The following is an 11,828-nucleotide window of genomic DNA, read 5'->3' on the forward strand; positions in this document are numbered from 1 at the left end:
GCCCCAGGATATGTGTCCGCTCAGACCATCGGCGTCGTTGCCGGCCCGGGGCGGGCCGTCAGTGCGCACTGTAGTCGGCTCAGCTGCACGCCGACACCGCGCCCCGGCCGGTCCCGCCCACCCCGGCGGCTACCGGTCAGTAGCTGACCTCGTGGTTCTCCCCCGCCTCCGGCGGCCTCCCGGTGACCGCCGCCCTGGCGAACCCGAGCAGGTTGACCACCGTGCCACCCGGGGAGTCCCAGTACTCGGCCGAGCTGGCGTGCACCTTGAGCAGGGTCAGCCCGGGGGTGTCCAGCCCGTCGGGGAACCAGGCCTTGAACAGCGGGTTCCACAGCTGCTCGGCCCGCGCCCGGTCGTACGCCTCCTGGGCGGTGCCGGCGATCGACACCCAGGCGTGGTGGCGCTGGTCGGAGAAGGCGACGTTGACCTCCGGGTTGACCCGGATCTGACGCACCTTGGCGGAGTCGGCGTAGGCGAAGAACCACAGGTCGCCGTCGAACTCGGCCGCCTGGAGCGCCATCGGCCGGCTGAGCATCCGACCGTCCACGCCGATCGTGGTCAACATGCAGATCCGGGCGTCCCGGATCAGCTCGGTCACCCGCCGCCGGGCGTCGGTGATGGTGGTCGCGTCGTCGGCCATGGCGCACTCCCTCGGATCGGCTCGCCCGGACCCGGTGCCCCCGACGGGACCAGCCAAACCTGCTGATCGTCACGGGCTGTCATCAGCCACCCGGCCAGCCAGGGAGCGGCCGGGCCGCCGGCCGGACCCGGCGGGCCGGGCCGGGGCTCAGACCGGACGGGCCGTCATCGCCCGCCAGCGGGCCAGGTTGTGCCGGGCGTCGACCAGCGCGTCGTGCCGGTCGGCCGCCGCGTCCGGCAACCGGGGACGACCGACGTCGTCCCAGAGCTGCCGCAGCTCCTTGGTGAACCGGGGGATCTCCCGGGGCAGCGCCGGCATCGCCCCCCAGAGCTGGGCCAGCACCACATGGTCGTACGCGGCGTACCAGGCCCACAGCTCCAGCTGCTCGTTCGGCCGGTCGCGGACCGGCTCCAGCAGGAACTCGTGCAGGTCGTCGCGGATGCGGGCCCGGGAGCGCCAGGCCCGGTCGGCCGGCGACGGGAGCTTGTCCAGCACGTTACGGCGGACCCAGGGCACGGCGCGGGAGTCGTCGAACTCGGTGGAGACCGCGTAGAACTCGCGGCCGTACTCGTCGACGACACCGATCGACACGAGGTCGACGCTGCGGCCGTCCTCGATGAATTCGCAGTCGTAGAAATAGCGGTAGACCATCGCCGTCCATCCTCGCCCACCGCCGGTGACCGCCGACGGGCGGGGCGGCACCGGAGCGGCCGGGTGGGCGGTGCCGGAGCCGCGGGTGGACGGTGCCGGAGCGGCCGGGTGGGGCTCCAGGGCCGTACCCTCGCCGTCCGCCGCAGCTCCGGAGTGTCACGGAAAGGTTTACAGGGGTGTACAGCAAGCGACTGGGCCGTCATGATCTGATGTGTACCGCTACCGGACGCCGAACCGGTGTCAGTTCACCTCTGCAGGGGCCGTCAGGGTTCACCCGGTGAGCGAAATTTGTGGTCCTTGACCGGGGAGGGGTGGGGCGGTGGAGATGCGCCTACCGGAGCCGGGTGACGCCCTCACGGGGGTGGAGATGTTCGCCGGGTTGGAGCCCGAGGTGCGCCAGCGGGTGATCGCCGCAGCCGTGCCGCGCACCTACCGTAAGGGTCAGCTGCTCTTCGTCGAGAACGATCCCGGTGAGTCGCTGATCGTCCTGCGTCGGGGGGCGGTGGCGGTGTTCCGCACCGCGCCGACCGGAGAGCGTGCCGTGTTGTCGGTCATCCGACCACCGGACGTGCTGGGTGAGGTCTCCCTGCTGGACGCCTCCACCCGGTCCGCCTCGGCCGAGGCGATCGAGGACTGTGCGGCGCTCGCCCTGTCCCGTCCGGCCTTCATGGAACTGGTGCACTCCAACCCGCGCATCCTGGACGCGGTGATGCGGTCGCTGGGCGCGCTGATCCGGCGGCTCACCGAGCAGAACGCCGACCATGTCTTCCTCGACCTGCCCGGTCGGGTGGCCAAGACGCTGGTCCGGCTGGCCGGCGAGAGCCAGGCCCCGATGATCACCATCGAGCTGAACCAGAGCCAGCTGGCCGAGATGGCCGGTGGTTCCCGACAGAGCGTCAACCAGGCGATCGGCTCCTTCGCCAACCGGGGCTGGCTGCGTACCGAGGGGCGCCGGATCGTGGTCACCGACGTGGCGGCGCTGCGCCGACGCGCCGGCATGAACGACCGCTGACCGACGATCCCCGGCGGACGCCCGCATCCAGGCGACGGCGGCGGGTTTCCTGGCGGGGCCGGGGTACGTGACGGTGGCACCGACAGCGGCGTGGCCGGTGGACCTGGTCCGCCGGCCACGCCGGTCACTCACTTGCCGCTGTCGTCCGCGGGCGGGGCACCCGGTCCGGGTCCGATCTCGTCCGGCGGTGTGCCTGGTCCGGGCCCGATCTTCTGCGGCTTTGACGGCGAGGTCGTGGTCGTGCCAGTGTCCGAGGACGCCTTGCTGTCGGGATTCTCCACCATGCCCTGTTCCTCCATTCTGGCGAGAGTGACCGCGTCGACGTCGACCGTCTCCCCGGGAGACCGGACGGTACCGTTCGGGTCGGTCCAGTAGCCGGACAATCGCACCTGCACGGCACTCTCCTGACAGTGAGTTTTCCTCGTGAGGAACACTAGTGGCGGCCGACCAGCGGCAGGGTCCGCCCGCACGTCGGGTACCCGACTGGCCCGCCGCAGCGGGATAATGGGACCTCCTCACGTACGGAGTTCGTCATCGACCTCAAGTGTGGACACTGCTCCCGGGCGGCGGGACCGGACGACCGCTTCTGCGGCGGCTGCGGACAGGCGCTGTCGCTCGGCTGTGCCTCCTGCGGGCACGGCAACAACCCCGAGGCCAACTTCTGCACCAACTGCGGGCAGCCGCTGCGTGACCACGGGGTCACCGTGCAGGAGGACCGCCGCCAGGTCAGCGTGCTCTTCATCGACATCGTCGACTTCACCACGTACGCCGAGCGGGCCGACCCGGAGCAGGCGCGCAGCCTCCAGCAGGCGTACTTCGCCACCGTCCGCAAGCTGGTCCACCAGTACGGCGGGGTGGTCGAGAAGTACATCGGCGACGCGGTGATGGCGCTGTTCGGTGCCCCCGTCGCCACGGACAACGACGCGCTGCGCTGCGTACGGGCCGGTCTGGAGCTGCAACGCAACCTGGCCCGGCAGGCCGCCGGCCCGCACCCGCCGCTGGGTTTCCGGGTGGGTGTCGCCACCGGTGAGGCGCTGGTGGACCTGTCCGCCACCCGTGACGGCGGCCAGGCGTTCGTCACCGGCGACGTGGTGAACACCGCCTCCCGGTTGCAGGCGCTGGCGCCCACCGGCGGGGTGGTCGTCGACGAGAGCACCTGGGCGGCGACCCGACACGAGTTGGAGTACGTCGACCGGCCGGCCGTCACCCTGCGGGGGCGCTCGGCGGTGAGCCGGATCTGGCTCGCCGTACGGGCCCGGCCGCGCAGCGGGCCGCAGGCCGCCGAGCTGACCCCGATGGTCGACCGGGAGCACGAGCGCGGGCTGCTGGTCAGTGCCCTGCACCGCACCGTCAACGAGCGCACCTCCCAACTGGTGACCGTCTTCGGGCCGGCCGGGGTGGGCAAGAGCCGGTTGCTGCGCGAGTTGTCCCGGCACGCCGCCAACCTGCCCGGCCACCGGGTCACCTGGCTGGTCGGGCAGTGCCCGCCGTTCGGCGAGAACGTCACCTACGCTGCCCTGGCGGACATCGTCAAGGGGTGGCTGGGGGTGCCGGAGGGCGACGACCCGGAGCCGCTGCGCGACCGGCTGCGCCAACGGCTGGGCCAGCTCGGCGATCCGCACGCCACCCGGTTGGCCAACGCCCTGGGGCCGCTGCTCGGGGTCGCCGCCGGCACCCGGCTCAACTCGGGGGAGACCGAGGCGGCCTGGCGGCGGTTCCTGCTCACCCTGGCCGGGCAGGGGCCGACGGTGCTGGTGTTCGAGGACATGCACTGGGCCGACCAGGCGATGCTCACCTTCGTCGAGCAGCTCGGCGCGGCGGCCCGGGGCGTACCGCTGCTGGTGGTGGCGACCGCGCGGCCGGAGCTGCGGGAGCGGCAGCCGGCCTGGACGGGCACGATCAGCGGGGCGATGTCGATCTCGGTGCCGCCCATGCACGACGCGGACATCGACACCCTCTACTCGCTGCTGCTCGGGCAGGCCGCGCTGCCGGCGGCGGCCCGTGAGCCGCTGATCGAGTTCGCCGACGGCAATCCGCTCTACGCCCAGGAGTACGCCCGGATGCTGATGGACGGCGGGCTGCTGGAGCCGGCCGCCCGGTTCGCCCCGGCCGGCACCAGCGACATGCCACGCACCGTCCAGGCCGTCATCGCCAACCGGCTCGACCTGCTCGACCCGGCGGACCGGGCGGTGCTCCAGGCCGCCGCCGTGGTGGGGGTGCAGTTCTGGCCGGTGCCGGTGGCGACCGCGCTGGGGCGGACGGTGGAGTGGGTGGAGCGGGCGCTGGACCGGTTGCAGCGCCGGGACATGGTCTTCGAACTGCCCGCCTCCACCATGGCCGGTCAGCCGGAGTACCGGTTCCGGCACATCCTGGTCCGCGACGTGTGCTACCAGCGGCTGCCCCGGGCGGAACGGGTGCTGCGCCACCAGCGCACCGCCGACTGGCTCGCCCAGCTCACCGACGCCGGGCAGCAGGACCTGGCCGAGGTGCTGGCCAACCACCGCTGGACCGCCCACGAGATCGCCCGGACGGTCGGACTGGACCCGACCCCGTACGCGGTGGCGGCCCGGACGGCGCTGCACCAGGCCGCCCGCCGGGCGTACGAGCTGCACGCGTTGGAGAACGCCGCGACGTTGGTCGGGCGGGCCCTGGCCGTCGGCGGGGACCCCGACCCGGGGCTGGAGCTGTTCGCCGCCGAGCTGGCCTTCTTCCGGGACGGGGACGCCTTCCTCGTCGACGGGGGGACCGAGGTGCTGGCCGGGCTCACCGAGCGGTTGGCCGCCGTCGGGGACCGTGCCGGCGCGGCCCGCGCCTGGACCCGGCTCGCCACCGCCGCCTGGAGCCGGGCCGACCGGTCCGAGACGCTGCGTTGCCTGGACCGGGCCAACGCGATCTACGCGGAGTTGCCGGAGTCCGAGGAGAAGGCGGAGGCCCTGCTGGAGCTGGCCCGGGTCCGGATGCTCAACGCCGAGACCGATCAGGCCTGCGTGGCGGCCCGCGCGGCGGTCGAGCTGGCCGAGCGGCTGCTGCTGCCCGAGGTACGCGCCAACGCGCGGATCACCCTGGCGGTGGCCCGGTACATGGCCGGCGAGCAGCAGGCGTACGCGGAGCTGGCCGAGGTCGCCGAGCAGTGCCGGGTGGACCGGTTGGCCAGCCGACGCCGGGCGGTGCACAACCTGGCCTGGGCGGCGCAGGAGGAGGGTGACCTGGCCCGGTCGGCCGAACTGGTCGACGAGCAGCGCACGCTGGACCCGGGTGGCGGGCACAGCCTCGCGACCAGTTTCGCCGACAAGTGGGCCCGGGCGTACTACGCCGGCGACTGGGTGGCGGCGCTGGAGCTGGGCACCGAGTCGACCCGGCTGCCGACCGCCGAGTGGGACCTGCACATCGTCGCGATCTCGGGGTGGATGCGCGCCCTGCGCGCCGACGACCCACCCGCCCACCCGACGACCCAACCACCGGCTCGTCCGCCGGCCGGCCAGCCGGCTCATCCGCTGGTGCCGATCCAGCCCGGCCCGGCCGACGAGGGGCCCCGGGCGTCGGCCCCGACCCGCCACACGCCGAGCGGTCCCGGGACGCCCGACCCGGAGGCACCCGACGCCGAGGCGGCCGGCCCGGGGTCGGGCGACGCCGGGGCGGACGATCACGATCTGGTGTCCCGGGCCCTGGTCGCGGCGCGGCGCAGCGGTTTCCACCGGGTGTTGCAGTCGACGCTGGCGCACGCCGCGCTCTGCCGGGCGGTCCGGGGCCGCCGGGACGAGGCGATGCGGCTGCTGGTGGAGTTGGACGAGGACTGGGGCCGGACCCGGATGATCCCGTTCGCCGAGTGGGTGCCGGCGGTCGGTCACGTCGCCGCGGTGCTCGGCCCGCAGGCCGCCCGGCTGGTGCACGACATGCTCGACCGGTCCCCCGGATGACCCCCTGGGCGGAGGCCGCCGGGCAGGTCGCCGACGCCACCCTGGCGCTGGCCGACGGGGACGCCGAGCGGTCCGCCCGGCTGTTCCGCACGGCGGCGCAGAGCTACGCCCGGATGACCGACGCCACGGACCACGTGCTGACCACCGCGCTGTCGGTGCGGGCGCTGGCCGTCGCCGACCCCGCCCAGGCGGCGGCCACCATCGACCGGGTACGCGACTTCGCCGATCGCAACGACGTGCCCGGTCTGCTCCGGCTCGCCACTGCGGCCCCCGCGACCTGACCCCGCCCACCACCCGCCCGGGCCAGGCCGACCCGGGCCAGGACGGGCCAGGCACCTTGATCAACTTGCTCGGACCGCTCGCGGTACGGGGATACCCGGTGAAGTATTCCGTTTCGCGCCGGATGTGAGTTCTTGCAGACACTGCCCCGGAACGGGCCGGTGGAGAGTGGTCGGATCCGCCGCCGACGCGGGGCACCGGACCGCCGACGGGCAGGTCGACGGCGCCTCCCCCGGCAGCGGATGGTCCCGCCCCGCGCGGCGCAACGGCGCCCAGTTGCACTACCAGCCGGTACGGCCACGGTTCGCGGCCTCCACCCGGGCCCGGACTCCGGGTCCAGAGAGTCCGGGCAGCTCGGCCAGGGCGGCCGGACGATCGTCCACGACGGTGACCGACGGGGAGGCGGCCGGCCCGGAGCCGACGAACCACGAGCGGCACGCCACAACGCACTCCCGGAACGGGGTGCCGACGTGTCACGATTCAGAGCACGGCGTACGGGGCGCCGACACGACCGCACCGGGAGGTGCGCGGAGGAGGATGTCCGGTGTCAGCGGGTGGTGCCCGCCGGGGACGGCGGGACAACGGGCTCGACGCGAGCGAGTACGCCGTCGCGGGCGACGTCGATCCGCGCGTCGGCGAGCACCTGCTCGACGTGCTCGCCGCGGGCGGGATCGCCGCCTACCTCCAGCCCTCCGCCGACCTGAACCCGATCACCCGGACCACCACCGTGCCGTCCCGGCCGGTCGACCGGCTCTACGTGGACCGCTCGCACCTGACCACCGCCCGGGACTACCTCACCCAGCTCGCCGACGAGGCGACGCCGGAGCCGGCCCGGGCCGAGCCGGACGTCGACGCCGAGTGGGAACGCCTGGTCGCCGCCTTCCACACCGCCCCGGCCGCCGGCAGTCATCCCTGGCCGGCCGCCGAGGACGTCGACGACGAGCCGACCGACCCGACCACCCGGGCCGGTGGATCGACGACCCGGGCCGACGAGCCGACCGGCCCGACCGCCACCGACGTGCGGCGGCTGCCGTACGCGGCTGACATCTCCGGCATCTCGGTGACCCCCCGGGGCCGCCAGGACGAGCCGTCGCTGCTGGACGGCCTGGACACCTTCGGGGCGGACCTGCCGGACGATCCGGAGGAGGGGTACACCCCGCCGCCACCCCCGCCGCTGCCCCGGATCTCGAAGTACGCGGTGGTCGGCGTGCTGGGGATCGTGCTCGGTTTCGTCCTGTTCCTCAATCCGTCGTTGCTGCCGGTGGACGCCTCGGTGGTGACCCTGCTCGGTTTCACCGGCATCCTCGCCGGGTTCGTCACGTTGATCTGGCGACTGCGCCCCGGTGACGAGGACGACCACGACCCCGACGACGGCGCGGTCGTCTGAGTCCCCACCCCCTGCACATCACCGCCCCCGCCGTCGACCTTCGCCCGCATCCCGGGACACCGTCGCCCCCACGCCGGGCGTAACAGTGGTGTAACTTACGGTCAGTAGGAATACCGCTGTAGGTCACTTCGCCCACCGACTGCCCGGTTGTTCCTTGCTCGCGTGGTCGGTCCCCTGCCGATCGGAATGCCCGAGATGCGACAGAGTTCCCTGGTGGTGGTCGCCAACCGGCTCCCCATCGACGACAGCGTGGCGCCCGACGGCGCCTGCGAGTGGCGCCGCAGCCCCGGCGGGCTGGTCAGCGCGCTGCACCCACTGCTCCGACAGACCCCGGCCACCTGGGTGGGCTGGGCCGGCGGCACCGGGCCGGCGCCCGTGCTGCCCGACGTGGACGGCGTGCACATGCAGACCGTCCCGCTCAGCGCCGACGACCTGCGCGACCACTACGAGGGCTTCGCCAACGCGACCCTCTGGCCGCTCTACCACGACGCCGTCGAGCAACCCGAATACCACCGCCGCTGGTGGGAGGCGTACCAGCGGGTCAACCAGCGGTTCGCCGAGGCGACCGCCGAGGTGGCCGACCCGGGCGCGGTGGTCTGGGTGCAGGACTACCACCTGCAACTGGTCCCCGGCCTGCTCCGCGAGCTACGGCCCGACCTGCGGATCGGCTTCTTCCTGCACGTGCCGTTCCCACCGCCGGAGCTGTTCATGCAGCTGCCCCGCCGGGCGGAGCTGCTACGTGGGATGCTCGGTGCCGACCTGATCGGTTTCCAGCGGGCCCAGGCGGCACACAACTTCGCCCAGCTGGCCAGCAAGGTCCTCGGGCTGCCCGCCACCGACCGGCGGATCGGCGTGCAGGACCGGGTGGTGCGGATCGGGGCGTACCCGGTCTCGATCGACACCGCCGAGATGGCGGCGCTGGCCGGCCGACCGGACGTCACCGCGCGGGCCCGCCGCCTGCGGCACGACCTGGGCGACCCGGAGCGGGTCATCCTCAGCCTCGACCGGATGGACTACACCAAGGGCATCGAGCAGCGGCTGAAGGCCTACAGCGAGCTGCTCGCCAGCGGTGACGTCAAGGTCCGCGACACGGTGCTGGTGCAGGTCGCCATGCCGAGCCGGGAACGTGTCGGCCAGTACCAGATCCTGCGCGAACGGATCGAACGCGAGGTCGGCCGGATCAACGGCGAGTTCGGCCGGGTCGGCGAGCCGGCCATCCACTACCTCACCCAGCCCTTCGACCGGGCCGAGCTGGCGGCGCTCTACCGGGTCGCCGACGTCATGGCGGTCACTCCGCTGCGCGACGGGATGAACCTCGTCGCCAAGGAGTACGTGGCCGCCCGGGTCGACGACACGGGTGCGTTGCTGCTCAGCGAGTTCGCCGGAGCGGCAGCCGAGCTGGACCAGGCGTACCTGGTCAATCCGCACGACCTGGAGGGGCTCAAGCAGGGGCTGTTGTCGGCGTTGCGGGCCGGGCCGGACGACGTCGGCGACCGGATGCGGGCGATGCGCGACCACCTGCACCGGCACGACATCCGGGCCTGGGCCCGCTCCTACCTCAGCGCCCTGGACGACACCGGCTCCCTGCTCACCCGGCTCAGCAGCACCGGCTGACCCGCCGCCGGCCCGGCTACCCCGCCCGGCGGGGTGGCCGGTGTCCGCCGAGCCGGCGACGGGGCGACGGTCAGCGGCGGCCCGGCTCCTTGACCAGCCAGTCCAGGAGGGCGTCCAGCGGCTCCTGCCACCGGGTGTCCAGCATCAGGTCGTGGCCCATGCCGGGGAAGAGCAGCGGGGCCGCGCCGTACCTGCCGGCCGCCCGGGTCAGGGCGGCCGGCGGGACGACCCGGTCGTCCGGGCTGCCCAGCACCAGCACGGGTGGGTGGCCCACCGCCGGCTCGGCCGGTCGGCCGGCGAGCAGCTGCCACTGGGCCCGCCGGTCGGCCCGCCCCAGCCGGGCCAGGTGCCGCCGGGCGTCCGCGTCGGGCAGTTCCCGGCCGAACAGCTGCCGGCGGTGCAGCCGCAGCGCCCCGCCGAACAGGGCGGGCAGCGTGCCGACCGGGTTGGCCCGCAGCGCCGCGAGGGCCGTGGCCGGGCCACCGAGCACCGGCGCGACCAGCACTGCGGCCCGGGCCGGATACCGCGCCAACGCGTGCGACACCACCAACGCCCCGGCGCCGTGCCCCACCAGCACCGCCTGCCGTGGCAGCTCCGCCGCCGCCTGGACCACATCATGGGTGTACGCCCGCAGCGTCGCCCCCGGCGCAGGTTCGCTGCCGCCGTGCCCGCGCAGGCTCACCGCGTACGCGGGAAAACCGCGCGACGCGGCGTGCTCCAGCCAGTGCTCGGCGAACGCCCAGGCCCCGTGCCCGAACCCCGGGACGAACAGCAGCGGCGGGCGTCCCTCGTCCAGCTCGGGCACGGCGCTGAGCACCTCCCGGCGGGCCGGACGGACCGGGTGCGCCCACTCCCGGCTCCGCAGGATCCGTACCCGCTCCTCGGTCGTCCCGCTCACTTGCCCTCCAAGTCGTCGAGGGCGCGCTGCACCGCGCGCAGGTAGTCGACGTGGCCCACCTCGAACCAGTGCCGGCTGCTGTCCTTGACCCTCCCGGCGTACCGCTCCCCCGCGCCGGCCGCCACCCGGGACGCGAACGCGGCGGCCCGCTGCGGCCGGTCCCGACGCAACCGCAGCGACCGGGCGAAGAGCACCGTCTGCCAGTGCGCCAGGGTGAACAGGCCCGAGTCGGGCTGCAACAGCCCGGCCACCGCCAGGGTCGGGTGGCCCGGCGGGAAGGCGTGCAGCCAGAGCCGGGGCCGGCCGGAGCCGTCGGCGTCGCCGAGGATCTGCGGGTCGAGGAACTCGAAGCGGGGCAGGTAACCGGTGGCGAAGACGACCATCTCGGGGTCGATCTCCCGGCCGTCGGTGAGGCTCACCCCGCCGGGATGGAACCGGGCCACCTCCGGGACCGGGGTGATCTCGCCGTGGCCGACGTAGTAGACCAGTTGGCTGTTGGCGATCGGGTGCGTCTCGTAGACCCGGTGGTCGGGCTTCGGCAGCCCGAACCGGGTCAGGTCGCCGACGGTCAGCCGCAGGGTCCGGTGGTAGAGCCACTGCCGCAGCCGCAGCGGCACCCGCCACGACAGCAGCGCGTCGTTGACCTGGTCGGCGGGGCGGCCGAGGACGTACTTGGGGGCGTACCAGTAGCCGCGGCGGGTGGAGTGCCAGCAGCGGGACGCCTGCTGGGCGGCCTCGACGGCCAGGTCACAGCCGGTGTTTCCGGCCCCGACCACCAGCACCCGCTTGCCGCGCAGCTGGGCGGGGTCCTTGTAGGACGAGGCGTGCATGACCTCGCCCCGGAACTCCTCCAGCCCCTCGTAGCGGGGCAGCTTCGGTGACCAGTTGTGCCCGTTGGCGACCAGCACGGCGGCGTACCGGGAGGTGCGCTCGGGGCCGTACCCGCCGGTGCTGCGGGTGGTGACGTCCCACCGGTCACCGTCGACCGGCTCCACCCGGACCACCTCGGTGCCGAACCAGATGTGCCGGCGCAGGTCGAAGTGGTCGGCGTACCGCTCGAAGTAGGACAGCACCTGACCGTGGTGCGGGTAGTCCGGCCAGGAGTCCGGCATGGGGAAGTCGGGGAACTGGGTGAACGGCCGCGACGAGATGAGGTGGGTGCTGGCGTACACCGGGCTGCGGTCGTGCCGCCAGTTCCAGGCACCGCCGACGCCGGTTTCCCGTTCGTAGCAGTCGACACCGAAGCCGTGTTCGGTGAGGTTCTTGACGGCGGTGAGGCCGCTGGCCCCGGCCCCGATCACGCAGACCGTGTCGCCCCGGTCGGAGACCGGCCGGCCGTCCCGGCTCGGGGCGGGCGTCGTGGTCTCCGGATCGGGCCGGCCGTGCTCGGTGGAGGAGGGCACCGGAAATCTCCTTTGATGCGGCCAGGT

At 73.7% G+C, this 11,828-nt stretch carries 9 protein-coding genes and 1 pseudogene; 6 read left to right on the forward strand and 4 right to left on the reverse strand.

Features of this window, described 5'->3' with window-relative positions; all coding sequences use genetic code 11:
- Window positions 1–136: 136 nt before the first annotated feature.
- Window positions 137–640 carry a pyridoxamine 5'-phosphate oxidase family protein gene (locus tag J7462_RS11175; protein ID WP_219464002.1) on the reverse strand — a complete coding sequence of 168 codons (504 nt, stop codon included), beginning with the start codon at window positions 638–640 and terminating at the stop codon, window positions 137–139.
- Window positions 641–787: 147 nt separating this feature from the next.
- Window positions 788–1,291: a polyadenylate-specific 3'-exoribonuclease AS gene (locus tag J7462_RS11180; RefSeq protein WP_208568690.1), complete on the reverse strand. Its 504-nt coding sequence runs from the start codon at window positions 1,289–1,291 to the stop codon at window positions 788–790.
- Window positions 1,292–1,610: 319 nt separating this feature from the next.
- Between J7462_RS11180 and J7462_RS11185 the strand changes: the two genes are divergently transcribed.
- From J7462_RS11185 to J7462_RS11205, 6 genes and pseudogenes are all read left to right on the forward strand, one after another.
- On the forward strand, window positions 1,611–2,303 hold the full coding sequence (locus J7462_RS11185; RefSeq protein ID WP_208568691.1) for a Crp/Fnr family transcriptional regulator: 693 nt from the start codon (window positions 1,611–1,613) through the stop codon (window positions 2,301–2,303).
- 533 nt (window positions 2,304–2,836) lie between these two features.
- A pseudogene (locus J7462_RS33600) lies at window positions 2,837–2,920 on the forward strand (hypothetical protein); the annotation flags it as partial.
- Window positions 2,921–3,007: 87 nt separating this feature from the next.
- Complete coding sequence (locus J7462_RS32950; RefSeq protein ID WP_374197516.1) at window positions 3,008–6,220, forward strand: adenylate/guanylate cyclase domain-containing protein; 3,213 nt, start codon at window positions 3,008–3,010, stop codon at window positions 6,218–6,220.
- The gene (locus J7462_RS11195; protein WP_219464003.1) at window positions 6,217–6,501 is read left to right on the forward strand and encodes a hypothetical protein; all 285 of its coding nucleotides are present in this window, start codon (window positions 6,217–6,219) and stop codon (window positions 6,499–6,501) included. The genes J7462_RS32950 and J7462_RS11195 overlap by 4 nt, the downstream gene beginning before the upstream one ends.
- Window positions 6,502–7,043: 542 nt before the next feature.
- The gene (locus J7462_RS11200; protein WP_219464004.1) at window positions 7,044–7,886 is read left to right on the forward strand and encodes a DUF308 domain-containing protein; all 843 of its coding nucleotides are present in this window, start codon (window positions 7,044–7,046) and stop codon (window positions 7,884–7,886) included.
- Window positions 7,887–8,081: 195 nt separating this feature from the next.
- Complete coding sequence (locus J7462_RS11205) at window positions 8,082–9,500, forward strand: trehalose-6-phosphate synthase (RefSeq protein ID WP_219464005.1); 1,419 nt, start codon at window positions 8,082–8,084, stop codon at window positions 9,498–9,500.
- Window positions 9,501–9,570: 70 nt separating this feature from the next.
- Here the strand turns inward: J7462_RS11205 and J7462_RS11210 are convergent, their stop codons facing one another.
- Both J7462_RS11210 and J7462_RS11215 read right to left on the reverse strand, forming a co-directional pair.
- Window positions 9,571–10,398 carry an alpha/beta hydrolase gene (locus J7462_RS11210; RefSeq protein WP_219464006.1) on the reverse strand — a complete coding sequence of 276 codons (828 nt, stop codon included), beginning with the start codon at window positions 10,396–10,398 and terminating at the stop codon, window positions 9,571–9,573.
- Window positions 10,395–11,801 carry an NAD(P)/FAD-dependent oxidoreductase gene (locus J7462_RS11215; protein WP_219464008.1) on the reverse strand — a complete coding sequence of 469 codons (1,407 nt, stop codon included), beginning with the start codon at window positions 11,799–11,801 and terminating at the stop codon, window positions 10,395–10,397. The genes J7462_RS11210 and J7462_RS11215 overlap by 4 nt, the downstream gene beginning before the upstream one ends.
- Between the last annotated feature and the right edge of the window lie 27 nt (window positions 11,802–11,828).

Source organism: Micromonospora sp. RL09-050-HVF-A (assembly GCF_019374995.1).
Taxonomy (GTDB): Bacteria; Actinomycetota; Actinomycetes; order Mycobacteriales; family Micromonosporaceae; genus Micromonospora; species Micromonospora antibiotica.